The sequence below is a fragment of the Alkalibacterium sp. MB6 genome (assembly GCF_009935905.1).
Lineage (GTDB): Bacteria > Bacillota > Bacilli > Lactobacillales > Carnobacteriaceae_A > Alkalibacterium.
This window is the reverse complement of the sequence record NZ_PREX01000019.1, coordinates 16,198-42,830: the sequence shown is the minus strand read 5'-3', so window position 1 is coordinate 42,830 and position 26,633 is coordinate 16,198. Positions and strand designations below refer to the sequence as shown.

The 26,633-nt window shown below is 38.9% G+C and carries 23 protein-coding genes; 17 read left to right on the top strand and 6 right to left on the bottom strand.

Features of this window, described 5'->3' with window-relative positions; genetic code table 11:
- The first annotated feature begins 58 nt into the window (after positions 1-58).
- The 5 genes from C3945_RS08340 to C3945_RS08320 all read left to right on the top strand — a co-directional run bounded on the left by C3945_RS08340 (position 59) and on the right by C3945_RS08320 (position 8,421).
- A complete protein-coding gene (locus C3945_RS08340) occupies positions 59-1,558 on the top strand; it encodes a TIGR02677 family protein (protein WP_161879242.1) in 1,500 nt (499 codons plus the stop codon).
- Complete coding sequence (locus C3945_RS08335) at positions 1,551-2,714, top strand: TIGR02678 family protein (RefSeq protein WP_161879241.1); 1,164 nt, start codon at positions 1,551-1,553, stop codon at positions 2,712-2,714. Before C3945_RS08340 ends, C3945_RS08335 begins: the two co-directional genes overlap by 8 nt.
- A gap of 4 nt (positions 2,715-2,718) precedes the next feature.
- Complete coding sequence (locus C3945_RS08330) at positions 2,719-6,846, top strand: TIGR02680 family protein (protein WP_161879240.1); 4,128 nt, start codon at positions 2,719-2,721, stop codon at positions 6,844-6,846.
- Positions 6,833-8,134: a TIGR02679 family protein gene (locus C3945_RS08325; protein ID WP_161879239.1), complete on the top strand. Its 1,302-nt coding sequence runs from the start codon at positions 6,833-6,835 to the stop codon at positions 8,132-8,134. The genes C3945_RS08330 and C3945_RS08325 overlap by 14 nt, the downstream gene beginning before the upstream one ends.
- Positions 8,135-8,256: 122 nt before the next feature.
- Complete coding sequence (locus C3945_RS08320; RefSeq protein WP_161879238.1) at positions 8,257-8,421, top strand: hypothetical protein; 165 nt, start codon at positions 8,257-8,259, stop codon at positions 8,419-8,421.
- A 427-nt stretch (positions 8,422-8,848) separates the two neighbouring features.
- Here the strand turns inward: C3945_RS08320 and C3945_RS08315 are convergent, their stop codons facing one another.
- From C3945_RS08315 to C3945_RS08305, 3 genes are all read right to left on the bottom strand, one after another.
- Positions 8,849-9,415 (bottom strand): hypothetical protein, encoded by a 567-nt coding sequence (locus C3945_RS08315; RefSeq protein WP_161879237.1) that lies wholly within the window; start codon positions 9,413-9,415, stop codon positions 8,849-8,851.
- A gap of 187 nt (positions 9,416-9,602) precedes the next feature.
- Entirely contained in the window at positions 9,603-10,922 is a 1,320-nt protein-coding gene (locus tag C3945_RS08310; protein ID WP_161879236.1) for an IS1380 family transposase, read from the bottom strand.
- Between the two features lie 343 nt (positions 10,923-11,265).
- Complete coding sequence (locus C3945_RS08305) at positions 11,266-12,402, bottom strand: RNA-guided endonuclease TnpB family protein (protein ID WP_161879235.1); 1,137 nt, start codon at positions 12,400-12,402, stop codon at positions 11,266-11,268.
- A 90-nt stretch (positions 12,403-12,492) separates the two neighbouring features.
- On the opposite strand from C3945_RS08305, the gene tnpA reads away from it, so the two are divergent.
- Positions 12,493-12,915, top strand: a complete 423-nt coding sequence (gene tnpA / locus C3945_RS08300) for an IS200/IS605 family transposase (RefSeq protein WP_161879234.1) — start codon at positions 12,493-12,495, stop codon at positions 12,913-12,915.
- Positions 12,916-13,055: 140 nt separating this feature from the next.
- On the opposite strand, the gene C3945_RS08295 is transcribed toward tnpA, so the two are convergent.
- Together C3945_RS08295 and C3945_RS08290 are read right to left on the bottom strand one after the other, a co-directional pair.
- Positions 13,056-14,978, bottom strand: a complete 1,923-nt coding sequence (locus tag C3945_RS08295; RefSeq protein ID WP_161879233.1) for a right-handed parallel beta-helix repeat-containing protein — start codon at positions 14,976-14,978, stop codon at positions 13,056-13,058.
- 117 nt (positions 14,979-15,095) lie between these two features.
- The gene (locus C3945_RS08290) at positions 15,096-15,401 is read right to left on the bottom strand and encodes a helix-turn-helix domain-containing protein (RefSeq protein WP_161879232.1); all 306 of its coding nucleotides are present in this window, start codon (positions 15,399-15,401) and stop codon (positions 15,096-15,098) included.
- Between C3945_RS08290 and C3945_RS08285 the strand changes: the two genes are divergently transcribed.
- From C3945_RS08285 to ffh, 7 genes are all read left to right on the top strand, one after another.
- On the top strand, positions 15,382-15,690 hold the full coding sequence (locus C3945_RS08285; RefSeq protein WP_337249274.1) for a sodium-independent anion transporter: 309 nt from the start codon (positions 15,382-15,384) through the stop codon (positions 15,688-15,690). The two genes, C3945_RS08290 and C3945_RS08285, sit on opposite strands and share 20 nt — an antisense overlap.
- Positions 15,691-15,908: 218 nt before the next feature.
- Positions 15,909-16,610 (top strand): ribonuclease III, encoded by a 702-nt coding sequence (rnc, locus tag C3945_RS08280; protein ID WP_161879230.1) that lies wholly within the window; start codon positions 15,909-15,911, stop codon positions 16,608-16,610.
- Positions 16,611-16,655: 45 nt separating this feature from the next.
- Positions 16,656-20,243 carry a chromosome segregation protein SMC gene (gene smc, locus C3945_RS08275; RefSeq protein WP_161879229.1) on the top strand — a complete coding sequence of 1,196 codons (3,588 nt, stop codon included), beginning with the start codon at positions 16,656-16,658 and terminating at the stop codon, positions 20,241-20,243.
- Positions 20,233-21,045 carry a Cof-type HAD-IIB family hydrolase gene (locus C3945_RS08270; protein WP_161879228.1) on the top strand — a complete coding sequence of 271 codons (813 nt, stop codon included), beginning with the start codon at positions 20,233-20,235 and terminating at the stop codon, positions 21,043-21,045. Before smc ends, C3945_RS08270 begins: the two co-directional genes overlap by 11 nt.
- A 41-nt stretch (positions 21,046-21,086) precedes the next feature.
- Entirely contained in the window at positions 21,087-22,142 is a 1,056-nt protein-coding gene (gene ftsY / locus C3945_RS08265; protein ID WP_161879227.1) for a signal recognition particle-docking protein FtsY, read from the top strand.
- 26 nt (positions 22,143-22,168) lie between these two features.
- Positions 22,169-22,516: a putative DNA-binding protein gene (locus tag C3945_RS08260; RefSeq protein WP_161879226.1), complete on the top strand. Its 348-nt coding sequence runs from the start codon at positions 22,169-22,171 to the stop codon at positions 22,514-22,516.
- 4 nt (positions 22,517-22,520) lie between these two features.
- Complete coding sequence (ffh, locus tag C3945_RS08255; protein ID WP_161879225.1) at positions 22,521-23,954, top strand: signal recognition particle protein; 1,434 nt, start codon at positions 22,521-22,523, stop codon at positions 23,952-23,954.
- Between the two features lie 75 nt (positions 23,955-24,029).
- Here ffh and C3945_RS08250 read toward each other — a convergent pair whose 3' ends face one another.
- Entirely contained in the window at positions 24,030-24,368 is a 339-nt protein-coding gene (locus C3945_RS08250; RefSeq protein ID WP_161879224.1) for a hypothetical protein, read from the bottom strand.
- A 187-nt stretch (positions 24,369-24,555) separates the two neighbouring features.
- Here C3945_RS08250 and rpsP point away from each other — a divergent pair, with 187 nt between their 5' ends.
- From rpsP to trmD, 4 genes are all read left to right on the top strand, one after another.
- Positions 24,556-24,828 carry a 30S ribosomal protein S16 gene (gene rpsP, locus C3945_RS08245; RefSeq protein WP_161879223.1) on the top strand — a complete coding sequence of 91 codons (273 nt, stop codon included), beginning with the start codon at positions 24,556-24,558 and terminating at the stop codon, positions 24,826-24,828.
- A 99-nt stretch (positions 24,829-24,927) separates the two neighbouring features.
- A complete protein-coding gene (locus C3945_RS08240) occupies positions 24,928-25,173 on the top strand; it encodes a KH domain-containing protein (protein WP_161879222.1) in 246 nt (81 codons plus the stop codon).
- A 122-nt stretch (positions 25,174-25,295) separates the two neighbouring features.
- Complete coding sequence (rimM, locus tag C3945_RS08235; protein ID WP_161879221.1) at positions 25,296-25,808, top strand: ribosome maturation factor RimM; 513 nt, start codon at positions 25,296-25,298, stop codon at positions 25,806-25,808.
- Positions 25,805-26,554 (top strand): tRNA (guanosine(37)-N1)-methyltransferase TrmD, encoded by a 750-nt coding sequence (trmD, locus tag C3945_RS08230; protein ID WP_161879220.1) that lies wholly within the window; start codon positions 25,805-25,807, stop codon positions 26,552-26,554. The genes rimM and trmD overlap by 4 nt, the downstream gene beginning before the upstream one ends.
- Positions 26,555-26,633: the final 79 nt, after the last annotated feature.

The window sequence follows — 26,633 nt, the reverse complement described above, 5'->3', positions numbered from 1 at the left end:
TCCTATATATCAACTATGCTAAACTGAAAGAACTAACACAGTTAAAGGACGGTTATGAATGTCTCTAAGAAAAGTGAAGGAAGCCTCATATTTAACAGCGGAAAATCATGTGCGGTACCGGATGATTTTGCGCTATTTTTATATCCAGCATGAACGTATGCGAGAATTCATGTTTCCTGAAGAAGTGTTTACCTACTTAAAGGAACAGGAAGGTTTTTTAGATTATCAAGAAGATACCCTGCATCAAGATTTGGATCAATTAGTAAAGTGGGGGAACTTAAAACCGACTCAAGAGATGGGTCATTCGAAAACGATTGAAGAATATAAGAAAAAACGATTTCGCTATCAGCCGTCTCCTTATACGATTGAGTTTGAACGCATGCTAATTGAGATGGAAAACAAAGAGGAATCTTTTGGAGGAGCTTTGGAACGGACTCAGTTTACACGGCTGTATCAACTGCTTCAAGAGGTTGAAGACATTGTTTTTCAAAACAAAGTAGTCAGTGACGAAGAAACCAGTCAGCTTTGGGAAGACATACAGACTTACTTCCGCCAAATTGCTAAAAACACATCGGATTATATTGCCTACATAAATAGTGAAGAAGTAGAAGAACGAATGAAAACAGAAGCCTTTTTGACCTACAAAGATCAGTTTACTAAATACTTGAGAGAATTTATCCGAGCCATGCAGTCAACGTCGGAGCAAATTAGAGAACTGTTGAAAAGTCTTTCGACTGCTGAAATGACTCGTTTTTTTGAACAAGTCTGGAGACACAAATCCCAAGCACGTTTCGAAGAAGTGGATGTGACTGAAGAAACGAAGCCCTTCGACGAATACTCAGGTAAATGGGAAGCGATACAATCCTGGTTTAGAGGAAACCACTCTTTTGGTGCTAGTGAATCTGACATGTTACTCGAGCGTACGACTGAAGCAATCCGAAAAATCACACAAGTTGTTCAGCGTATGGGTGAACGGAATCAGAACTTTAGAAGTCGTCGGGAAGATTACATTCATTTATCCAAATGGTTTAATGACATAGAAGATATAGACGATGCTCATATTTTATTTGCAGCAGCTTTCGGTGTGAGTCATACTCGTCATTATTATATGACTCAGTATCCATCTGATGATATTTATACGGATACCTGGGATTTAAATCCAGTTATTCACGAAACTAAACCGATGATACGTGCCTACCGTGAAAAAAGTAGTCCTGGAGCGGTTATTGACCGTTCTGAAAAACGACAAGAAACCAGAAATAAGTATTTAGAAGAAAAACGACAGGAACGTCAGTGGATTGACGAGTATATTAACGATCACCGGATTGATTTAGATAAAATTGAGAAGATAGAACCAAACGTTCGACAGATTTTTTTATCATGGATAGGAAAAGCTATGGGCAAGGATGATCAAACGATACAAACAGATATTGGCATGCGTGTAAAAGTAATCAGGCACACAAATCGAATCGTTTTGCACTCAGATGACGGTGATTTAGAGATGCCCAATGTATCATTTATAATAATGAAGGACAAAGGAGAAGGAACCGATGCTTGAAACGGGATTTAACAGCAACCAACAAGACGCTTTTACTATTCTATGTGAAAACTTCTGGGTTCTTCGAGAAAAGGATCCAAAGAACTACCAGCTCATTCGCGAAAATGAAAGAACATTAAAATACTATATTTCGGACAAACTAGGTTTCTCCTTAATTGTCCAGAAAGACTTTATAAAGATGGAAAAAGTTCCTGTTAATCCCAAAAGGTGGATGGGAATAATGGATTTTCAAACGCCTAGAGATTATGTGTTGTTTACTTGCGGTCTCGCTTTTTTAGAAACACATGCTGTTGATGCTCAGTTTTTATTGTCGGAAATGGCTTCTGAAATCGAGGAACTCTATCCGGGATTGTATCCACTAGATTGGACTAATTATCAGCATAGACAATCACTGGTTCGTGTGTTAAAGAAACTCGTTGAATTGGATTGCATTAAAGAAATTGATAGTTATACTGGCGGGCTGGAAGAGTTTTCCCATTCACAGGAACAAGAAGTCTTGTATCAGGCAACAATCTATTCGCGATACTTCATGCGTAACCACAGTCGCTCATTAAAGGAATGTCAGACAGTAGAAGATATTTTACTCATGGACTGGGAAAGTAATCAAGAAGACTTAAGACGGAAAAGGGTCTACAGAAAATTACTACTGGAACCAGCCGTGTACCGAGAAAATGAAGAAGATCAGGACTTTGATTATATTAGACGGTACCGAAACCGTGTGCGAGAAGACATTGAAGAACATACACCATTTGAAATGGAAGTAACAAAGAATACCGCGATGCTAACGTTGCCCGAACAAAAGCAACAGTATCAATCTTTTCCTGACCGAAAAGCGCTGTCAAATATGACACTTCATATTCAAGCACATGTTAACCACAATCAAGATAGCTTTGAACCCAATCCATTTGGAGAAGTACGTTTAACACGCGCCCAATTTGAACAACTGATTGAACAAGTAAGAACGGACTATCAAGATGGGTGGAGTATCGAATATCGTGAAAAAAGTGGACTGAAAAAGATTGCGGATGATGTCCTTCATCACATGAGAGATTGGGCCTTTGTGAGAGTGGAAGAAGAGACAGGGTTAATTGTATTCCTGCCAGCAATTGCACGCATGATTGGAAAATACCCGAGTGATTTTGAAAATGGGGGATAATGGAATGAAAACAATAGGGAACAAATGGCAAATCAATCGAGCAGGCTTATTTAACTATTGGTACTACGAAGATGAAACCTTTGATTTTTCAGGAGGAAAACTCCTTCTTAGAGGGAACAACGGCTCCGGTAAGTCCGTTACGATGCAAAGTTTTTTACCTGTTTTACTGGATGGGTCTACTCGGCCAGAGAGACTCGACCCCTTTAATTCAAGAGCTAGACGGATGGAAGATTATTTGCTGGGTGAAAAAGAAGTCTCTGGTATCGATGAGCGGACAGGTTACCTTTATATGGAATTTAAAAAGCAGGAAACGGATCAGTACATAACTATTGGGATAGGCCTTCATGCAAGGAGAGGGAAACCATTAAAGTTCTGGGGGTTTTTAATCACAGATAATAGACGAATAGGTCATGATTTTTCTTTATATACAGATGACATTCATGATGGGACACGAGTCAAAATACCCCTTTCCAAAATACAATTGCGTAATCGTGTAGAGATTGGTGGTCATGTCGTCGATACAAGACAAGAATACGCTCATCTTGTGAATCAATCTATCTTTGGATACGAAACAATGGGAGAATACGACGATTTAATCAAACTGCTGATTCAACTGCGTAGTCCTAAGTTATCGAAAGATTTTAAACCGACTGTAATCTATGAGATTTTAGAAGACGCTCTTCCTCCTTTGACAGATGAGGATCTAAGGCATTTATCAGATACGATTGAACAAATGGATCAGACAAAACAGCAGTTAGAACAGTTAGATCTCGAAAGTCAGGCGCTGTCTGAATTGAACCGGGTCTATACATCTTATAATAAAAAAGTGTTAGTGGATCAGGCAGAAGGCTTTACTCAAACATCAGATGAATTGGAAAATGAAAAGCATGCCTATGACTTAAAATACAAAGAAATTCGTTCTCTAGAAGAATTAATCAGCCGTTTAGAAAAAGAAATAAAGGAACATGAAATTGATATTAGTGTATCGGAAAAATTAGTTGACCGATTGAAACAGCATAAAGTTTGGAATTTGGAAAAGGAACACAAGGAAAAAAGAGAAGCTTTAGAGAAAGAGACAGGCCAGTTAACAGCCATTCAGTCTCGCTTGTCTTCAACTCGAGAAAAAGAATACAGTAACCGCAAATCGCTAGATACGGTAGAGTTATCCATTCATAAAAAAGAAAAAGCCTTGCAGTCTATTTTAGAAGAGCTGGAAACGGATGCAACGGAAGCATCTTTTTATGAGACACATCGCCTTCATGAGGACGATTTTAGTGCCAATAAGACAGTCGTTTTTTCCTTTTCAGCATGGCATTCTCAAATTAGCAGCCATCTCGTTCGTCTAGAAGCTATTTCAGAAGAACTACGTAAATTGGATCTTTTAAAAGACAAGTATGCAGAAAAATCGAGAGCCTTAGGTAAAGTTGAAGAACAAAGAGATCGTTTGCGACATGAAGAACAGGATTGGTCGAACTGGTTTAAAGAAGAAAAAAGAAATCAGTTGAACGCTATTCATAACTGGATGAAAGATGCAGATCACTTAACCATTTCGGACGAGGTGATTCAGTCCATTTCACAACAAATGGATTATTTATATGAGGACGCAACTTACGCAAACATTAGAGAGCCCATTCGAGACGTATTGTCTGATTATGAATCTGTTCAAAATCGTGAGCTTGCTGAGTTGGAGACGAAAAAATTAGCTTCACTCAAAAGAGTAAATGAATTAAACCTAGAACTGACTGAATGGAAGAATAAAAAAGATCCTGACCCGGACACTCATCCTCTAACCAAAGAATCTCGTCAAGTATTATCGAAAAAAGGCGTCCATGCGTCTCCTTTATATAGTGTGGTCGAGTTCCAAGATTGGATTAGTGAAGATACTAAAAAACGAATCGAAGCGGCATTGCTGGATACGGGGTTGATGGACGCACTCATTACAGATAAAGATACGGATATACGACATGACCGAGTACTGAAATCTAATCCTCAGCTGATGGCCTATACGCTCGCGGATATATTGAAACCTGATTTAGATGAAGAGGACAGTCTATCTAAAGAAGAAGTAGACGATATCCTTAGAAGTATATTAATAGATGAATCAGACAATCAAGTCCTATCCATTTCAGAACAGGGAAACTATTCGATCGGTTTAATGAAGGGGCATGCTGTTCCAGTAGAATCAGTCCGCTTTATCGGAAGAACTGCCCGTAAACGGTACAGAGAAGAAAAAATAGCAGTTTTAGAATCTGACATCTTAGCAGAAGAAGACATATCCAATGAACTAGACCATTTAATTGATACTTTAAAGCAGACTATTGTATCTGCGAAAGAACAGTTTGCACGCTTTCCAAATGATGAAGACTTATCAGAGACCTATAGAAACTTAGAAAAAGTCCGCTTTAATTACGGTCAGTTAAATACTCAAGTGTCAGACTTGTCAGAGGAATTAATGCAAATTGATAGCGCTACTCGTCAATTAGCAGTCCAATTAGATAAAGAAAGAAAAGGCATTTCTTTACAGTTAGAGCTTGCTATTTATCTAGAAGCGATTAAACGCATGCGTACCTACCAGGGACACGTACGGGAATTATACCGGGAACATGGCCTGTATTTGATTGAGAGCCAACGTAAAGAGGAAATAGGCAATCGATTAGACGATCTGGAAGAGGACATGCTTCAGTTGAAAGGGGACGAACAAGTTAGCGAGGGAAGGATTAGTCATTTAATAAAGGAAATTGACCAAATAAATAAACAGATGAAACAAGAAGGCTTATTAGATATTCAAAAAGAAATTGAACGTGTACAGACGACATTAGAGCAATTAACTCACTCCAGCATGAAAAAAAGAGAAGAACGTTCCGCAAGTGAAAGAGACTTGCATCATGCAGAAGAAGAGATAGGTAAACAAAAAGAACGCGTGTCATTTTGGGCACAGTTGAAAAAAGAATGGCAAAACTCTTTTGAAACAGAGTATAAAAGAGGGTTTTATCAGCTTGATTCAAAAGGGTTAAACTGTGAAGACTTGGCACGAAGTGTAATTAAAGAATTAAAACCATCTTTAAAACAAGAAACATCTCAGCTCGTTGCACGCTTATCTCGTGTCAGAAATGATCAGCAGGATTATCTGATTAGGTACAGTCCTCTACAACGAACGATTCATATGGATAGTCCAGAGTGGATGAGTAAAAATACCACTAGTTTTTATCAGTCTTATATTGATAAATGGACAAGTGTTCGTTCAAGAGACTTAATTGAAATGACTCACACAGAGAAAAAAGTAAGTCCTTATAAAGTAGAAATTGATTTAAACCAGGAACGCGATCGTCAAAAGGTATTCCTAGATGATCAAGACAAGCAATTATATGAAGAAATACTTTTTCACTCTGTTGGAAATAAACTACGTGCCCGAATTGGACGAGCTGAACGCTGGGTTGACGAAATGAAAGCTTTAATGGAATCTAGACAGGATTCCAGTGGCCTGCATTTCTCAATAAAGTGGAAAGCGCGAACAGCAGATACTGAAGAAGAATTAGATACGAAGGACTTAGTATCCTTACTCCGCCAAAATCCGCGATTATTAAAAGATGAAGATATTGACAGTGTCACGACTCATTTTCGTAAAAAAATTGATCGTGCAAAAGCGTTGATGGATGACACGACTGAAATACAAACTCTGCTTCAGGTGTTAAAACAAGTCTTGGATTATAGACACTGGTTTTCATTTGAATTAAGTTTCCAGCGAACCGGAGATGAGAGGAAACGGCCATTAACTGACAATCAGTTCAATAAATTTAGTGGGGGAGAAAAAGCAAGAGCGATGTATATTCCTTTGTTTATTGCTACTTATTCACGGTATCTGGAAGCAGGGGAGAATGCACCTTATATCATCTCCCTCGATGAAGCTTTTGCAGGAGTCGATGATCAAAACATTGCGGATCTCTTTGAAGTTGTAGAAGAACTTGGCTTCAATTATATTATGAATTCTCAAGCTCTTTGGGGAGATTATGAGACCGTCTCTGAATTAGCTATTAGCGAATTGTATAGACCCCAAAATGCGGATCATGTGGCAGTCATTCGTTACAACTGGGATGGCAAAAAAAGGACGTTGTTGACGAATGAAGAAGGATAAAACAAAAGTGAATGCTGCAGTTCAGTACTTTAAGTTAGATTCTGTTTATCAAAAATTGTTTAAAGACTTTAAGAAAAAATATGAGTCTTTAGGACGAGTTGCTGGCACAGTCTCATTAAGCACATATTCAGAGGAAGAAAAAGCAGTTCTCGCTGAGTTTTTAGGGTTGCGTAAAGATAAATTAAGTGAAAAAAACAAAGTATCATTAGTTCAGTTTGAAAAACAGTTAAGTACCTATCGTTATGGAGATATTGACTTACATGAGTTACTCGAAACGTATTTTAATCAAGTCATTATGTCTAATAAACAAAGAGCGCAAAACAAGTTAAATGAAAAAGATACATTCTTTTCTCATTTAAAAAACTCCTATACCTCCATCAATGAATGGGTAGATTATATTGATTCAAAGCCTATCAATAGTTATTGGATTCATCGTTTGATTGATGAATCTTTTGAACGGTTTGAAAATTATGCTAAATTATTAAATAAAAGCATCGAGTCACTGCCTGAAAAACCAGTGCGCTTACCCGTTTTGGCTCAACAAATGACATCAAATCCGCATGCATTTGATCGCAATGAGATGTTAGGTAGACTCTTGATTCATCTTTTAGCTTTTAAATTGGGTGAAGAACAAAACGTTCCGAATACCAGCGAAGAAATAAGTGAATTACTATTCTCATATAACATCTTGAGAGATGATATAACGAACTTTGTGACAGTAGCTAATCTCCTAGCTAGAACAGATTCACCTAAAGATGACTTATGGCATGCAGCAAGTAAGACCAATAGTGTCTTAAATATTCCGATTAGGGAGTTACTTTATGTGCGTTCCTTATATCCAAACACTACAAAAAAAGAAGTTTGGGTAGTTGAAAACTCCGGGATTTTTTCGAGTTTGTTAGATGAAGTACCTTCTATACCTCTCATTTGTACTCATGGCCAGTTTAAGTTAGCTGCCTGGAAGACTTTTGATTTACTCATTGAATCAAATTGCACATTACATTATGCAAGTGACTTGGATCCTGAAGGGTTGGGCATGGCCTATCGTTTACTAAATCGGTATCCTCAACATGCTAAACTCTGGAAGATGGATACACCATCCTACCGAAAGTCATTATCTAAAAATGAGACACTCTCTGAAGCTCGTTTGAATCAACTTTTAAGCATTGATCATCCTCAACTTCAAGATGTCAAAAATGAAATGATGAGAGAAAAATTTCCGGGGTATCAGGAAGCCTTGTTAGATGAAATGGTAGTGGAGCTTAAGAAAGAGATGGAGGCTATATAAAATTGAGGATAAAATATCTAATAGACCTAAGAAATATTATTCGATGTAATTAATGTCTGTTAAAATAAGATAGAAAATTTTACGGAGGGTTGGTAATATGCGAACTATAGAAGCGAGGAAGCATGGTAATACGATTACAGTTACTGTACCTGAAGGGTCACGGTGGGGCCTTCACGTATATTCCAAAAGAAAAGAATATCTTTCAAGAAGCATACGAAAAAGGAATTGATTTAAGGGATGAAGATTGTATTGAAGAAGATAGTCCAGTAGGCAGAGAGTTATTATGAACTATACAAAAAATAATTATTTGCTAAAGTGGTTTTATAGAATTAGCAGCTATTACCACTAACTAGAAACGTTAGAAGCAAAAGGCTTGTAGGAAGTAATTAAAGTTATGAATGTAACGAAATTCACGAGATTAAACTAATTTATTAAAGAAGTTTGCTTTCTATCTTGAAAATAACATCTAAAATAAAAGTAGTGAAAAGTATGCTTTCATTTTAACAGGTATCTTACCTGCTAAAGTGGGTAGTGTGCTTTTTTCTATGATCAAGACGCAAGAGCAGCAAGATTAAGCCACCACTCTTTAAATTTTGGATTGTTTTCCGTAATACCAAAGGTTGAGAGAGTACCAAAATCGTAGCAGTTTGTGCACTCGCGTATTTTAAGTTCCGTAATACCAAAGGTTGAGAGAGTACCAAAATGCCATTTCCATTATACCCTACTATTAATAATCGAATCAATGTAGGTTTGATATTGTTCAGAGATCCCCGTAGTATCAAGCCTAAAAGGTATTTTAGTGAGATAAAGTAATAGAAAAATATAAATATAAATCTCAATGTTATCCACAGTACCGTATGATAAAAGCACTGTTTTTTCGTGTGAGTTATCCACAAGCTTAGTATACAAGTTCTTCGCCTCGGCAAATATTGAATTATTCCATACAAAAGGTAGTAATGACGCCATTTTATTTGATTGCTTATCCAGAATGACTTCATTTAGTACTTTATTGTTGTATTTAAAATTTACAGTTTGGTCAAGGGATACAGCAGTCACGATAATAACTTGGAAATTCTGTTTATTTAAATATACAACCAAATCTTCTAATTCAGATTTAGTTAAGTGGTTCTCTGGTGCTAGTATTAAAAAGATGTTTTTCTTGTTTTTGTACATTGAGTGAATCATCTTAATTTCGTTTGTTAAGCTTTCAAGTGAAGAAGTAGGGTGGCTAATTGTGACTAATTTTTTCTTAACTATTTCCTTTTTACCTGAATAATTCATAGCTCTAAATTTAAGCTATTTTTTTGAACAAAGTGCCTATATTTAAATCAGGCTGATACATTCTTCCAAAATAATGTGTTTTCGAACAGGATATCTACGGAAGAAGGCTATAATAAAAATTATTTGTCTATTTAAGGACAGACTGACCCCTTGGAAAAATAGATTAAAAATTTTTACGATAACTAGCCTAAATCCATTGCCTAGATCGCCGTAGGCGTTCAAAAACCTTATAAAATTCAGTTTGATACACATGATAACTCGACAGTTTGAGATAGACTTGTCTACCTGTTTTAATGAGTTTTCCGGCAACTTTAAGCAATGTTAGTCGGATGGAATGAATAGTCATCCCTTGGTTCTTTTTATCAAAGCCGATAGTCTTTAGACAGTTGATGAGGTTGTATGCAAGCAGACTAATCATCATTCTGACATGATTTTCTAAGAAGCGTGGACTATCTGTTTTATCGAAATAAAAACCACCTTTCGCTTCTTTGATGAAATTCTCCATTGTCCCTCGCTTGCCGTAAAGAGAGAATATGACTTCAGGTGAGACATTATCGGATAGATTAGTCACAATGAATGCGTGTTGAAAGAGGAGTTCTCCTGCTTCACGGATTGATCGAATACAGACACGACGGGGTTTCGACCATGATTGTGCTTGATAAGTCATTGAAAAATACTGAACTTCCCGATCTTCCCATTTTTGGTTATCCCCGTAAAGAACGGATTGCTCAGCTAATTGACTTAACCTCCGATTGTTCTTTAATCGGATCACATACTGACTTTCATTTTCTTCACAAGACTCATACACCTCTGGTGTTGCGAAGCCACTGTCTCCACGAACCAATATGTCAGTATTCGGTATGGATTCATTGTAGTGGTGTAACAATGGGTCGATAAAGGCTTTCACCCCTTTAGATGTGTACTGATTACCTGAACGCAGTTCAGCTTTTAAGAAATCTCCAGTCAGTCCGTCAAAGGCAACTAATGGGTGGTAGCCGTAGGTTTGATAATGTGCATTATAATCTGTTTGTTCTTGATGGCCAAAGGTATCTGAATGAGTGGAATCGAGATCAATGATTAACTCGGTGTCATTGCGAATCAAACGCGCTTTATCAATGAGCGACTGATTTAATGATTGTAATTGACCCACATTTTCCGTGGTGAAACGATCCAGAAACCGTGAAATTGACGATTGTGAGGCTAATTGTTTTCTGCCTAACACCATTTGAAAGACTGGATCATGTTGTAACAGATTAGCTGACGAGTCTGCCGAATAACTAGCAATCAGTTGCATAATGAGCTGTTCTAATATCGCTAAATTATCATGCGTGTAGTAAGCACGGTTATCTTTAATGTCCAGAAGTGATTTTGCCAAATCAGAAAACTTGAAGGTATCCATTACTTCTTTAACTAAGACTAAACCCGAATCACTCGATAAACGACCACCTGTATGCGAAATGATGATGTTTGAATTGAATTTTACCTGGTTTTTGTGTAAGCTAATCATGAAGAGAACTCCTTTCTTATGGTTGGTTTAGACACCTTTACCATATCAGAATGGGGTTCTTTTTTCATCACTTAACAGGTGAAAATGAAAAAGTAAATTTAAGCTGCCGTTAGGCAGTTGGCACATGTTTCAACGAAAAGAATGAATTGTTCAGGTTTTATAGTCTTGCAATTCGAATTCTACAGGTATGCTAATTTGTTCATTCAACATGAGAACATCTTCTTGCAGCTCTTCCCAGGTTTCGACAAACTGCTTATGAACTACATCGGCACTAAAGTACCGAGTTTCTAGGAACACTCAGAACTTGATATTTGCTATTTCAAACAAATATCAGCGGTTTAAGCTATTGACTAAGGCTCATCCCAAGCCCAATGTTTCTTATGTTTTTACTTGCATTAATGTCTCTGTCGTGGGGAGTATTACATTCAGGACAGATAAAACTTCTAATGTTTAGAGGTTTTTTGCCCGTTTCAGAACCACATGAAGAGCAAATCTGTGATGTTTTATAAGGATTCACAGCAATAAATTCTTTTCCATAAGCCAGACATTTGTATTCCAACAGCGTTCTAAACATTCTCCATGATTGAGAAGCGATGTTTTGAGCTAGTTTGCTATTCTTCATCATATTAGATGTTCGCAAATCTTCAATACAAATAACATCATACGTCTCTACTAATTCAGTTGTTATTTTGTGAAGATAATCTTTGCGTGTATCCTTAATCTTCTGATTCAGTTTAGCTACTTGGATTCTGGCTTTTTGATAATTCTTTGCACTTCTTAGGTCAATGCCTTCATTCTTAGCTTGAATGCGTCTTCTAGCTAATCGTTTTTCCCAGTAATGCAGTTGCTTCTTGTACTTTCTATCCAAATATAAAGAAGGGTATTTTATTCCATCAGAAGTAATCGCTAAATCAGCCAATCCTAAATCTACCCCAACTATTTTGTCTGTCTTAGGTAGTTCTTGGTTTTCGCACTCTACTAATACAGAAATATAATAGTTGTTGTTGGATTTACGGGTAACAGTAACTGATTTGATGTTGTTATTATTAATGTGGTTCAGAGACATTCTGCACTTAACCCAACCCAATTTGGGCAGTTTAATGTACTTTTGGTTATGGTTGAATCGAATTGTTCGTTCAAGGGTCTTATAAGACTGTTTATGAATCTTTCCTGATTTGAACCGTGGGTAATTTGATTGTTTTTTAAAGAACCTATCAAATGTTTCTCGAAGCGTTTTAACAGAATTTTGCAGAGCTTTAGAGTCCACGTCTTTCAACCAAGCATACTCTTTTTTCATTTGAGTGAGCAAAGAACTTAGTTTACTGAAAGATAACATGTTCAAATCTGGATTGTTTTCGTATCTTGTGTTTAGCATATTCAACATTTGATTCCAGACAAATCTTGAATGCCCAAACGTCTGATTGATTAAAACTTGTTGGTCTTTGTTCGGGTAAATTTTCCCTTCAATTCCTTTATACATGTCTATTCACCACCTTTCTGTTTACATCATACCCTGTGTGTAGTAAAATGTAAACAGAATACGTTTGATTAGAAGGGATTTGTTGAAAAAATGTTAGTGAAAACAAGAACCAATGTGTATGATTTTAATTTCCATTTAGTCTGGGTAACAAAATACCGAAAGGAAATTTTTGCAACAGAAGCATTACGTGAAAACATGAAAGAAATATTATTAAAATTAGCAGAAGACAATGATATCGTGATTCAAAATCTTGAAGTATTACCTGACCATATTCATTTAATGATTTCATTTCATCCAAAGCACTCTGCTAGTAAAATCGTTCAAACGTTAAAGGGTGGTTCGGCAAGAATGTGGTTTAAAAAATACCCTGAAACGAAAGAGCAGTTGTGGGGAGGACACTTATGGTCAGGTAGCTACTTTATGTCTACATTAGGGAATGTATCAACACATATTGTTAAAGAATATATTGAAAACCAATTAACAGAATATAATGCGGGTCGCCCAAGACGCTAATTCACCTCGTCACTGAAGTAACGAGTTCTCTTAGCTGACAACCCGTATAGAAAGTTAGCGACAGAAGAGGGCAGGCATATATAAATATGATAAAAGAGGCTTCACCCAATAATGGATAAAGCCTCTTTAAATGTATTCAATTATCCCCACACTTTAATGCGGTTAGCTCCGGCTTTCAAGTTGGATAGGGGACCGAGAACGGTTTGTCCTTCTTTCACTTGACCGAGTAAATCTGTATCAATAATCACTGCGCTGCCATCTGGGTTTTCAAATTCAGCGTCAACTAGTCTGACTCGCTCTAGTGTGTGAGTGGAGTGGACGTCACCGAGTAACTCCTCAAAGTTATCCGGCAAGTTTATTTCCAGATACACGTCATTGCCTTCCTCAACTAATTTAATTTCTGGGTTATGATCAGATACTAAATTGGTTTCTTCTCTGTCAAATGGTTTCGCACCATTTAAATAAGCGTTTTGATTAATGTAAACCGGTTGTTCCACTTTATTAAAGGCACCGTGGTCACTGCCTGTTGTGTCGTGAACACTACCGATGTATTCCTCTAATGACGTGGTGTAACCGTCATAGTGGAAGGTTCCCACTTTACCAAGGTCGCCGTCGTTAATAAAGATGTTGTTGTACCATCGGTCGTCACCACCATATACAGGGGCCGTTCCTTTGACATCTGTACTGTGAGGGATGTGGTAAGGAGTAGAGCGGTCAAGCATTTTACTTAATTGCATGTGTCCACGAACAATATTGTTAATGTAAGCTCCACCTTGAGCGTGGTTGTCTAAGGCATAATCAGCCGTTAAAATATTGTGATCAATCAAGAATGGGCCGCTACTGACTTCAACAAATAAATCACGGTTGTTGTTGTAGAAAATGTTGCGACTCACGCGTGTGCCTTGTAGCTGCCAGTCCAACCAAATACCTAAAGTCGTGTCGTGGATACGGTTGTTATAAATTTGAGTGTCAATAGCAGCGTGTAATTTAATGCCACCAATTTCGTGTCCGTAGAATTGACGTTTAATGGCAATGTTATAAATGTGGTTATTGTAGACTTCACTGAAAATACAACCTAAGTGTCCAACAATACCATTTTGTCCGCAGTCGTAAATTTTATTGTTACGGATAATGTGCGAACCAACGCGTTCTTTGCTCCAGCCAATTTTACCAGCAGCAAATACTGTTTCCAATTGATAGTGGTAACCAGGTTTATCTTGACGTTTCGTGTAGTGGTTATCACCAGTTGAAATCTCTTTACCCATACTGATTCCACTACATTTCGAGTCGTGAACGATGTTGTCTTCAATAATCCAACCCTTACTCCAGTGTGGACCAATTAAGCCTGGTTGATCAGCAGTAGGTGGAGTCCAAGGAGTAGCTGCTTGAGCTAACTCGAATCCTCTAACTGTAATGTAGTCCATACCCGTCGTTTCAGGGTAGAAGACCGTTTGACGAACGTTGATTTCTGTTAATTCTTCATTTGGATTATAGTCGTGGAAGTTAGCGTAGATGGTTGTATTGTCTTCGTCAACTTCTGTATGCCAGACATAAATCGTTTGTTCAGGGTCATGGGAAGGGACTGTTTTTCGAGTCCAGCCGTCAACCATTTCCGTTACTTTTTCCGCTTTAGACACCTCTTCAAGCGTTTCTACTTCATAGAAGGATTTTCCATTTAAGTAAACTTCTCCTAAATGACGTCCTGGACTGTCGATAATCCAGTCACCGGAGATTTCCTCTTTATACGGATTGAAATCGCCAAAGAATTCATTAGGGATGACGACTTTCCATACAGTTCCGTCATGTTTCTCCCAATTATCGATTATTTCAGACCCTTTAATCACGACGTTTTCACCTTCAGCAGCTTGATAGGTGATGCGTCTCCAGTTGCTTAAACCAGGTTGTTTAGGGTTGACCCACTCACGGTAAACCCCTTCATGAACTGTTACAGTATCGCCAGCAACTGCCAAAGAAGCGGCTTTATTTATAGTCAGTAATGGTTTATCTTTTGTGCCATCGTTTAAATCAGAACCCGTTTTTGCGACATGATACTCTCTTACCAATTTGCATTCCTCCTTGTCATATTACATTCATTATAGTGAAGAAAACGGTTTTATGACAGACGGAAACTTGTGTATCGTTAGACATTTTTTGTCATATTTAGGAAGCACACGCCGAGATTAATTTTCCTCTGAAGGGTACAAACCTTCTAAAAAGCTAAGGAGTTGCCACTTCTTTTCATCCGGGAGGGTAGCGATAACGAAGTGAAGTTTGGTGTCCACAGTGCTGAATTCTTCATTGAAGAACGAGGCGAGTGAGACACCTAATGCCTCACAGATTCTACCTAATGTTTTTAGCGATAGTTTACAGTAATTATTTTCGACTGCTGATATAAAGGAAGGGGAGACTTCTATTCGTTGGGCCAATTCTTTAGCTGTTATATGTGATGCTTTTCTAATCGTTTGAATTCGATTTCCAATATCCATATCTTACTTCCTCTCATACAAATTAAACGGTTCAGTATTCTTTGGGTCCGTGTTGAATTTCAAAGAGTTATTTACTCCTAACGACGATCCCAATCATGTTGTGTTTGACTTTAAAAATGCTAAAGTGATGGACTACTCAGGTGTCGAAGCGATTAATAGCATGATTGAAAAGTATGATTCCTTAGATAAAAAAGTAACCTTAAGAAACGTCGGAAGCTATAGTCAAAACCTCTTTAAAAATGCAAAAGAAATAACCAGTATCACTAAAGAATCAATCGAAGTGAACTAGTCATCTATATAAAAAGGTGTGCCCTTATGTTACTTAACAGAGTGGGGTACACCTTTTTTGACTAGTTTAACGAAAATGACAGTGATATGGTGAAATGTTTAAAGGCATCTATTTATAATAAATGCACATCCTTCACAAGCTTATCCTTTAGAATGTTTATTTTTCCCGTCAAATCAAGTATACTATTAAAGGTATAGGCATGAGAGGAGGGTTAAAGAATGAAAACAATTGTGAACCATGTCAAAGAGGTATTTGGATTGACGTTTCATGATGAATCTATTTTAATTGAAGCGTTCACTCATTCATCCTATGCGAATGATCACCGCGAAGAGAATATGAAAAATTTGGAGAGACTTGAGTTTTTGGGGGATTCCGTTTTGGAATTAACGGTGTCAGAATATTTATATCATAAGTACCCCATACATCCGGAAGGCCAGTTGACTCGTATGCGTTCGTCCATTGTTCGAGCAGAAAGTCTGGCACAGTTAGCCAGAGAACATCAGCTCCAGCACTTTGTTCGTCTTGGAAAAGGCGAAGAGCAAATGAATGGTCGTATGCGTGTATCGCTGTTATGTGATGTGTTCGAGGCTTTTATAGGCGCCATATTTATTGATCAAGGAATGGACGTTGTGTTGTCTGTTTTAAATCAGGTGCTCTTTCCGAAAATTGATTCCGGTGCTTTCTCGCATGGGATGGATCATAAGACCGCCTTGCAGGAATTATTGCAAAAAAATGGCGTTGTTACGATTCAATATAAAGTAGTAGATAAAAGAGGACCTGACCATGACCGAGAATTTGTTGTGGAGGTTTATGTCGAAGAAGATGTCTTTGGGCGAGGTGTTGGGCGTTCTAAAAAAATGGCCGAACAAGCAGCCGCAAAACAAGCATTGGATATGCTTGAAGAATCGAAAGAATCGTAGTGGTTTAAGACAACGAATCTGAACCCTATGAAGGAGAGAGTAGCAGTGCAATTAAAACGATTGGAAATTAAAGGATTCAAGTCATTTGCGGATAAAACCATCATCGATTTTACTGATGGGATTACAGCAGTCGTCGGTCCAAATGGCAGCGGAAAATCAAATATCATTGAAGCCATTCGTTGGGTAATGGGAGAGCAATCAGCAAAAACTCTTCGTGGGGGCCGTATGCATGATGTTATTTTCTCTGGAACGGATACGAGAAAAGCAGTGAATATTGCGGAAGTCACTCTGGTTTTAGATAATCAGGATGGCTTTCTTCCTATAGATTTCGAAGAAGTGAGTATTAAACGTCGCATCAACCGAAATGGTGACAGTGATTACTATATTAATAAAGAAACGTGTCGCTTAAAAGATATTGTGGATTTGTTTATGGACTCTGGCTTAGGTAAAGAATCCTTTTCGATTATTTCCCAAGGGCAAGTAGAAGCTATCTTTAATAGTAAAGCAGAAGATAGACGATCTATCTTTGAAGAAGCAGCGGGTGTATTCAAATATAAACTGCACAAGGAAAAAGCAGAGCGGAAATTGTTTGAAACACAAGACAACTTAGATCGTGTTCAGGATATCTTGTATGAATTGAATGCCCAAGTTGAACCCCTTCGTAAGCAAAAAGATAGTGCTGAATCTTATGTGGCTCAAAAAGAAGAGCTAACCGATTTAGATATTGCGTTATCGGTGTTGAAAATCAACCAATACAGCAAGGAACTAACGGACAGTAAAGAGACGATTTCACGCTTGTCTAAAGAAGCTGAAGAGCTGCAGTCAAGTATTGAAAAAGAGACTTCAGAAATGAAGAAGCACAAACACACCCTTCATGAAAGTGAAGTTAAACGAGAAACTATTCAAGCGAACACGATTGAAACAGTTCAGCAATTAGAACGAACCGAGGCCAGGTTAGGTCTGGTCGAAGAAAGAGAGAAGCATAAAGACGCGTTGCTTTTTGAAAAAGAAGACAATCTAAAACACGCTCGTTTACAGTTAGAAGAGTTAGAAAACGACCGTCAAACGATTAGTGACGAGTATGCGACTCAACAAAGACGAGTGACGCATTATAAAAAAGAATACAACCAATTAAACGAGCAACTGAACCGTTTAACTGGGAATAAAGAAGAAGCGTTAGAGTCCTTAAGAGCAGATTACATTGATGCCATGCAGAAAAAGGCATCTTTAACGAATGAAGTTACCTATTTGGAAAGACAGTTGCAGCAATCAACTATGCAAAGAGAGAAACATAACTTATCCAGCGAGAATGTCCAGAAGGCTTTGCTAGTGGCCAAGCAATCGTTAGAAGAAAAACAAGGCTTACTTAAGGAATGCAAGGCATCGATTGAACACTTATTACAGGACTATAAAGAGACCAAGGTAAGCTTGGACCAGATTCAAGAGGCGTTTAAACAAAAAACGGCTCGTTTACAGCAAATGGAAAGCCAATTAAACCGCGCTCAAGCGAAGCAGTCCAGCTTACTGGAAATGCAAGAGAACTATGCTGGTTACTTTGCTGGGGTCAAAGCAGTGATGACTGCCAAGCAATCATTAAACGGTATTGTTGGAACAGTGGCCGATTTAATCGATGTCCCTGTAGACTATACAGAAGCCATTGATGTGGTTTTAGGAGCATCCAGTCAGTTCGTCGTCGTTGAGGACGAGAAGTCTGCACGAGATAGCATCCAGTTTTTGAAAAACAAACGCGCCGGTCGAGCTACCTTCTTACCTTTAACAACCATTAAAAAACGATCCTTGTCATCTACTTACCGATACAATGCTTCTTTAGTCGATGGTTTTGTTGGTGTAGCCAGTGAGTTGATAACCTATGATGACCATGTCTCTCATGTCATTGAAAATTTACTGGGTAACACCATAGTGGCCAAAGACCTAGAGTCTGCGAACGCTATTGCTCGAGCTGTTCAGTTTAATGTTCGAGTCGTCAGTTTAGAGGGAGACATGATGAACGCCGGTGGATCGATGACCGGTGGTGGAGGGAAACGTTCCTCCAATGCTCATCTCTTTTCTCAGAAAAAAGAAGAAAAAGCATTGCGTATTGAAATTGATGAACTAGAAAAATCCATTCAGTTACGAACAAATGAACTCACTTCTGACCGCGAACGTGTTAGCGAGCTGACAGAGCGACTGGAAGACAAAAGACTGGCTGGCGAAGACCACCGTCTAATAGAACGTCAGCTTGAAAATGATGTTGACCAATTTGAGTCATCGGTTGTCAGATTAGAAAGAGAAGAAAAAGGTCTGCGTTATGAATTCGAGGAAGCCTCTTCTGAAGTGATTCGCTTAACTGACCAGTTAAAAACGGTAAAAGAAAATCTATTGGACGCTGAACAGAGTCGCGAGAGAATCGACGACGAAATGAAGCAGTTATCCAGTGAAAAAGAAGACCGCCAAAGCCAGCAAGAGCGCATTGAAAAAGAACGCGCCCTTGTCATGGAAGATTGGAACAAGGCTCGCGAAACATTGGCATCGGTGCAATCGAAAAAAGAAAGCATTGACTTACGTATCAAGGATACCCAAGCAATGATTAATAGCCTGACGAGTCAATTGGATGATTTGAAAACCGGAGAAGTTTTGGAATCCAAAGAAGAATTGCATGACCAACTCACTCACTTAAAAGATAAGCTGGTTACTCTAAAAGAGAATGAGCGCTCGCTCAAAGAGGAACAGTCTCGTGTTGAAGCCAACATCGCTTCTCTTGAAGAAAGTAGTGAACTGCTTCAAACTAAACGCACTCACATTCTGGATGAGAAAAACAAATTGGCTATTCAGTATTCTCGTTTGGATGTGTCCATTGACCATTTACTCAACTACTTGTCTGAGGAATACGCGATTAGTTATGAAGAAGCGAAACTCAATCAACCTGTTGACTTGGATGTAGAGTACACTCAAAAGCGCGTAAAACTACTCAAAAAAGGTATTGAAGAGTTGGGTCCAGTTAACTTAGCTTCTATTGAAGAGTATGCCCGAGTCGCTGAACGGTATGAATTCTTATCATCTCAACAAAGCGATTTACTTGAAGCAAAAGCAAAACTCTATGACACGATGGATCAGATGGATAACGAAGTGAAACGTCGCTTCTTGGAAACATTTAACCAAATTAAAGATCAGTTCGCTCTTGTCTTTCCACGCATGTTTGGTGGAGGGAAGGCTGAACTGCTACTGACTGACCCAGATGACTTGCTTCACTCTGGAGTTGAGATTATCGCTCAGCCACCTGGGAAGAAATTACAGTCTTTAAGCCTGTTATCTGGTGGCGAACGCGCCTTAACAGCTTTATCTTTACTCTTTGCTATTATTCAAGTGCGTCCGATTCCGTTTTGTATTTTAGACGAAGCAGAAGCGGCACTTGATGAAACGAATGTGACACGCTTTGGTCGTTACTTGCATGAATTCGCATCTGACACGCAATTCATTGTGATCACTCACCGCAAAGGAACGATGGAAGAAGCCGACTCCTTATACGGCGTAACGATGAAAGAAAGAGGCGTATCCAAATTGGTCTCTGTTCACTTAAAAGACATGAATGACCAATTGGTGAGCAAAGAAGATGGAGGAAACTATGTCAATTAAGCTGATCGCCATTGATTTAGATGGCACCTTATTAAACAGTCAACGTCAGGTTTCGAAACGCAATAAAGAAGCGATTTTAAAAGCAAAACAGCAAGGCGTCAAAGTAGTTCTTGTGACTGGTCGCCCGTTAAAAGGTATGCTTCATATATTAGAAGAATGCCAGCTGCTTGAAGAAGGCGACTTAGGATTAACGTATAATGGTGGGTTAGTTCAATGGACGAAAACAGGCGAAACACTTCGTCAAATCACGTTGGATAAAGATGAGGCCAAAGATGTCTATGAGTTAAGCCAGGCGCTAGACTTGCCTTGTAACTTTATCGACTTAGATACAGTATACGAACCACCTTACCCAACTGGAAAGCCGTCACAGTATCCGCTAGTCATGAAGGCACTGCCTTTTAAACCGATAGACATGGCGTCTTTGCCAGATGACTTTCCGATTAATAAGATAGTCATGTGCTGGCACCAAGAGGAATTAGATGAGAAAATCAAACTCATTCCAGAAGACTACCATGACAAGTATACGATTATGAAATCCCGGTCTAATTTGCTCGAGATACTACCTAAAGCGGTAGATAAAGGCAAAGGATTACATTTGTTATCTGACCTTTTAGCTATCGACCTTGAGGATATGATGGCGATTGGTGATCAGGAAAATGATTTGGCGATGGTCAAAGAAGCTGGTATGGGTGTCGCAATGGCTAATGCAACGGATGCGGTTAAAGCTGTTGCTCAAGTGGTCACTCGTTCGAATGATGATCACGGAGTAGCCTATGCAATAGAAAAATATGTGTTAAACTAGTGAAAGCAATCTAACTAAGCTATAGAAAGAGTGAAGCCGGTATGGGATTATTTGATAAAATAAAATCTGCCTTTACGGGTGCCGATAAAAAGGCAGAAACCGAAATAGGAGAAACGTCCACCGCTAAAGACACGACGATTGAACCAGCAGATACTCAAAAAGAAACAGAGCAATATGAAAAAGGTCTTCAGAAATCTAGACGGTCCTTTACTAGACGGTTAAATGAACTCTTAGCAAACTTCCGATATGAAGACGAAGAGTTTTTCGAGGAACTGGAAGATTTACTAATTGAATCAGACGTCGGCTTTGAAGCGACCATGGTCATTGCTGATAAATTACGTTATGAGTCAAAGGTTGAGAACGTCCGCAGTATGGCGGATGCTGAACGCGTGATTGTGCAAACGATGGTTGACTTATATGGTGAAACGAATCCAGATCACCATGTCTTTAATGAAAACCCAGATGGACTGACTGTTGTCTTGTTTGTGGGCGTGAATGGTGTTGGTAAAACAACAACTATTGCCAAGTTGGCTCATCAATACATTGATAAAGGAAAAAAAGTGGTCCTGGCTGCTGGAGATACCTTCCGTGCGGGTGCGATTGAACAGCTTCATATATGGGGTGACCGTGTAGGGGCTCAAGTTATATCCACCAAACAAGGTGGCGATCCAGCTGCGGTTGTTTATGACAGTATTCAAACGGCTCAAGAACAACACGCTGATATCTTACTGATCGATACAGCTGGCCGTTTGCAAAACAAAAAGAACTTGATGAATGAGCTTGAAAAAATGAAACGCATTATCAGCCGTGAAATTCCAGATGCCCCTCATGAAACACTCTTGGTATTGGATGCGACGACTGGTCAAAACGCGTTAAGCCAGGCGAAAATATTTAAAGAAACCACTGACGTAACGGGCATCGTCTTAACGAAGATGGATGGAACAGCTAAAGGTGGGATTGTTTTGGCAATTGGGAAAGAGTTAGGTATTCCTGTTAAATTCGTTGGACTAGGTGAAACAATGGATGACTTGCATCCATTTGACACTGAGAAATTCGCTTACGGATTGTTCAAAGAATTGATTCAACAAACAGTATAATATAAATATAAAGGTGGATGACTAAATTGGAATTAGAAAAAACGTTGCGTATGAACCATTTATTTGCTTTTTACCGTCCACTTTTAACTCCTAAACAGCAAGAGTACATGGAGCTTTATTATGGAGACGACTATTCGTTAGGTGAGATTGCTGAAGATTATTCAGTCAGTCGTCAAGCCATTTATGATAACATTAAACGCTCTGAAGTGATTTTATTAGATTATGAAAAGAAACTTCGGCTGGTAGAAGAGTTCGAAAAAAGAAAAGTTGCTGTGAAGGCTTTGCGCCAATACGCAGAAGAACACTATGGAGAAGACAGCCGTCTAAAAGAATTGATTGATGGTATTAATTTTGATTCAATGAGAGAGGAATGAAAGTATGGCCTTTGAAGGGTTAACAGGTCGATTGCAAGATGCTTTTTCCGGTTTAAGAAAGAAAGGAAAAGTAACTGAGGCCGATGTAAAAGATGTGATGCGTGAAGTGCGTATGGCATTACTCGAAGCCGACGTTAACTATAAAGTCGTCCGTGAGTTTGTTAAAACAGTACGAGATAAATCACTTGGTGAGGAAGTACTGGGTAGTTTAAATGGTGGTCAGCAAGTTGTCAAAATCGTTAACGATGAATTAACTCAATTGATGGGTGGCGAGCAGGAGAAGATTGTCTTTGCTGAACCTGGTCAAGGTCCAACTATTTATATGATGACAGGTCTGCAAGGGGCAGGTAAAACGACCACTGCAGGTAAACTGGCCAATTATTTAAGAAAACACGAAAAGAAAAAACCGTTAATGGTTGCAGCAGATATTTATCGTCCAGCAGCGATTGATCAGCTTCAAAACTTAGGTGAGCAGTTGGATATCCCGGTATTCTCTATGGGTGACCAAGTCAGTCCCGTTGAGATTGCTGAAAAAGGGATTCAACAAGCCATTGAAGATGGCAGAGACGTGGTCATCATTGATACGGCCGGTCGTTTGCATATTGACGAAACGTTAATGGATGAACTAGAAGATGTAAAAGCAGCTGTCAACCCTCATGAAATCTTCTTAGTCGTTGATGCCATGACCGGTCAAGATGCCGTTAACGTTGCCGATTCCTTTAACGACAGATTAGATATTACCAGTGTTATCCTGACAAAACTCGATGGCGATACCCGTGGGGGTGCAGCTTTATCTATTCGTTCCGTTACTCAAAAACCAATTAAGTTCACCGGTACCGGTGAGAAACTGGATGCGTTAGAGCCGTTTTATCCAGACCGAATGGCTAATCGTATTTTGGGAATGGGTGATATTCTTACCCTGATTGAACGTGCGCAACAAGAAGTGGATGAAGACCGTGCGGCCGAAATGGCAGAGAAGATGCGTGAAAACCGCTACGACTTTAACGACTTCATTGAGCAGATGGATCAAATGCAAAACATGGGACCACTGGAAGATATCATTAAAATGATTCCGGGTATGAACAAAGTACCGGGTATTAATGATTTTGAAATGGACCCTAAAGATATGGCACACATGAAGGCCATTGTGTTATCTATGACTCCTGAAGAACGTGAAGACCCCGAATTGTTGTCTCAAAAGCGCAGACGACGTATTGCTAAAGGGTCTGCTAGAGATATTGCTGAAGTTAACCGTTTAATCAAACAGTTCAAGCAGTCCCGTGATATGATGAGTAAAATGTCTAAAGGGAATATGGGCGGACTTGAAAATATGCTTGGCGGCGGCGTTAAAGGCAAGTTAGGCAAGATGGCCATGAACAGCATGTCTAAAAAAATCAATAAGAAGAAAAAGAAAAAAATCGTCCGCAAGAAAAAATAATTAAGATGAAAAAGACGACCAGAGACCAGATGAGTGGGGTATCCACTTCACCGGGTGACTGGTCGTCTTTTTCATTCAATCCATCCAGTACGCTTTCTCTTCTACAAGGGCTTTTAACTGTTGAAGTTCGTCTTCTGTAGGTAAATCTTGATTGGTTTTCAAATCAGCGACTCGTTTAGAGCTGACACCTAAATACTCTTCTAATTCTTCTTCAGATAAGATATTCTTTTCGATTAGTTCTTCAACTCGGGCTGTATAGATAATGGATTCAATGTCTCGATCAGTTAAGTCATCGTCTACTGCAAATTCCAGTTTGAGTAACTCTTTTAAGGACTGAATATCAAGCAGGGCGCCAATTCCTTTTGCCAGCAACTTAATTTGTTGCATGATAAAATCTTGATCCTCTATAGTCATGCCGCATAACCTCCTATGTGTTCATTCATCTTACCATAATTTTTTTCGCCTCTGTAAAGAAAAAACACTTTACATTCTTTTTTTTCCATGTTATGATAATTATCGTGAGTTTGAAAGACATCAACTCAAGGTATTTCTTCTTAGAAAAGAAATCTTATCTTTAAAAATTATCAGGAGGTGCAAGTAAATGGCAGTTAAAATTCGTATGAAACGTATGGGTTCAAAAAGAAATCCTTTTTACCGTTTAGTCGTTGCAGATTCTCGTTCGCCACGTGATGGACGTATTATCGAACAGGTGGGAACTTACAACCCTGTATCAGAACCAGCTCAAGTCAAAATTGATGAAGAGTTAGTCATGAAATGGTTAAGAGATGGCGCAAAACCATCTGAAACTGTAAGAAACTTACTATCTAAACAAGGAATCATGACTCGATTCCACGAAGAAAAATACAACAAATAAGGTTAATTTAATTAGTCGTTGAAGAAGAAAAGAAGAGGCCATATGCCCCTTTCTTTTCTTCCTTCTGTATACTTAGTATAATAAAGAAGGATGGGTATTATGACTGATCAAGAAATGAGAGAATTAATCAGAACGATTGTTGAACCGTTAGTCAGTCATCCTGGTGAAGTCACCCTTGACTTGAAAGACACAGATGAGTTTCATGAGTACTTGTTGTCTGTGCATCCTGATGATGTTGGCCGAGTGATCGGCAAAAAAGGACGCATTGCGAAAGCGATTCGTGCGATTGTCTACAGCATTCAATACGATGGATCGAAACGTGTCCGTCTAACGATTGTTGACTAGGTTTTGAGTGACTTCATTACCTTTGACAATGGTCTTATAGTTAAACACATACATGGGGTGACTCTTCGAGTTCATCCCTTTTTTATTCAAAAATAAGCGAGATTCAGAAAGGAATGAGAAGAATGGAATATTTTGACGTCGGTAAAGTTGTGAATACCCATGGGCTTAAAGGTGAAGTAAGAGTCATTTCCATTACTAATTTACCAGAGGTTCGTTACCAAACAGGTGAACCATTGACTTGGTTTGGAGAAGATGGCACATCAGTCGAGTTGACCGTCAAAAGTCACCGTGTCCACAAGTCTTTTGACTTGTTAACCTTTGAAGGTTATTCGTCCATCAATGATGTCGAACACTTTGTTGGAGGCATGCTTCGCGTCAATGAAGAGCAAATGATTGAACTTCCTGAAAATGAGTTCTTCATTTCTGACATTATCGGCTCCTTAGTAGTAGAAGACACAGGAGAAGAAGTTGGCAAAGTAAAAGAAGTGCTGGAGACTGGTGCCAATGATGTGTGGGTGATTCAGCGACAAGGCAAAAAAGATTTACTCATTCCTTATATTGAATCAGTTGTTTTGGATGTGGATGTTGACGACAAGCGTGTCACCATTCATATGATGGAAGGGTTAGACGAATGAAGATAGATGTGGTCACTCTTTTCCCTGAAATGTTTGACGGGCCTATGGGTCATTCCATTATGAACCGGGCAGCTGAGAGAGGCTTGCTGGACTTTAACCGGGTGAATTTTAGACAATTTGGACTAGGGAAACACCAAATGGTCGACGATACGCCCTATGGTGGGGGAGCAGGCATGTTACTTAAACCTGAACCTTTATTTGATGCGATGGCACATATTGAAGAGCAACACCCATCTACCAAAAAACGAGTCATTTTAATGGATCCGGCCGGTAAACCATTTAATCAAAAAATGGCTGAGGACTTTTCAAAAGAAGAGCACTTGATCTTTTTATGCGGTCATTATGAAGGCTATGACGAGCGTGTCAGGTCCCTTGTGACTGATGAGGTCTCTTTAGGTGATTATGTCTTAACAGGTGGGGAATTAGCCGCTATGGTTATGGTAGATGCTACCGTCCGATTACTTCCAGGCGTGTTGGGAAATGCCGTATCAGCCGAGACAGATTCTCATTCAAGCGGCTTATTGGAACACCCTCATTATACACGACCCGCTGATTATAAAGGCATGAAGGTTCCCGAGGTCCTCATGAGTGGGAATCACGGCCTGATTGAAGAGTGGCGCCATAAAGAGTCATTAAAACGGACGTTCTTCAGACGGCCCGATATGCTTGAAGGCAGAGTATTAACCAAGCAGGAACAAGAGTGGATTGCTGAATGGCAAAGGGACTTTAATGAAGACGAATCATGATTTTTTTAAAAGAAACAAGTAAAAACCCTTTACAGTCTTTTTTATGTATGGTAAAGTATTTACTTGAGTGGGTAACCAC

Bases quoted from the DNA above. Each gene is read 5' to 3' on its own strand.
- C3945_RS08340 (WP_161879242.1), top strand. From the start codon at position 59: ATGTCTCTAAGAAAAGTGAAGGAAGCCTCATATTTAACAGCGGAAAAT.
- C3945_RS08335 (WP_161879241.1), top strand. From the start codon at position 1,551: ATGCTTGAAACGGGATTTAACAGCAACCAACAAGACGCTTTTACTATT.
- C3945_RS08330 (WP_161879240.1), top strand. From the start codon at position 2,719: ATGAAAACAATAGGGAACAAATGGCAAATCAATCGAGCAGGCTTATTT.
- C3945_RS08325 (WP_161879239.1), top strand. From the start codon at position 6,833: ATGAAGAAGGATAAAACAAAAGTGAATGCTGCAGTTCAGTACTTTAAG.
- C3945_RS08320 (WP_161879238.1), top strand. From the start codon at position 8,257: ATGGTAATACGATTACAGTTACTGTACCTGAAGGGTCACGGTGGGGCC.
- C3945_RS08315 (WP_161879237.1), bottom strand. From the start codon at position 9,415: ATGAATTATTCAGGTAAAAAGGAAATAGTTAAGAAAAAATTAGTCACA.
- C3945_RS08310 (WP_161879236.1), bottom strand. From the start codon at position 10,922: ATGATTAGCTTACACAAAAACCAGGTAAAATTCAATTCAAACATCATC.
- C3945_RS08305 (WP_161879235.1), bottom strand. From the start codon at position 12,402: ATGTATAAAGGAATTGAAGGGAAAATTTACCCGAACAAAGACCAACAA.
- tnpA (WP_161879234.1), top strand. From the start codon at position 12,493: ATGTTAGTGAAAACAAGAACCAATGTGTATGATTTTAATTTCCATTTA.
- C3945_RS08290 (WP_161879232.1), bottom strand. From the start codon at position 15,401: ATGGATATTGGAAATCGAATTCAAACGATTAGAAAAGCATCACATATA.
- rnc (WP_161879230.1), top strand. From the start codon at position 15,909: ATGAAAACAATTGTGAACCATGTCAAAGAGGTATTTGGATTGACGTTT.
- C3945_RS08270 (WP_161879228.1), top strand. From the start codon at position 20,233: ATGTCAATTAAGCTGATCGCCATTGATTTAGATGGCACCTTATTAAAC.
- ftsY (WP_161879227.1), top strand. From the start codon at position 21,087: ATGGGATTATTTGATAAAATAAAATCTGCCTTTACGGGTGCCGATAAA.
- ffh (WP_161879225.1), top strand. From the start codon at position 22,521: ATGGCCTTTGAAGGGTTAACAGGTCGATTGCAAGATGCTTTTTCCGGT.
- C3945_RS08250 (WP_161879224.1), bottom strand. From the start codon at position 24,368: ATGACTATAGAGGATCAAGATTTTATCATGCAACAAATTAAGTTGCTG.
- rpsP (WP_161879223.1), top strand. From the start codon at position 24,556: ATGGCAGTTAAAATTCGTATGAAACGTATGGGTTCAAAAAGAAATCCT.
- C3945_RS08240 (WP_161879222.1), top strand. From the start codon at position 24,928: ATGACTGATCAAGAAATGAGAGAATTAATCAGAACGATTGTTGAACCG.
- rimM (WP_161879221.1), top strand. From the start codon at position 25,296: ATGGAATATTTTGACGTCGGTAAAGTTGTGAATACCCATGGGCTTAAA.
- trmD (WP_161879220.1), top strand. From the start codon at position 25,805: ATGAAGATAGATGTGGTCACTCTTTTCCCTGAAATGTTTGACGGGCCT.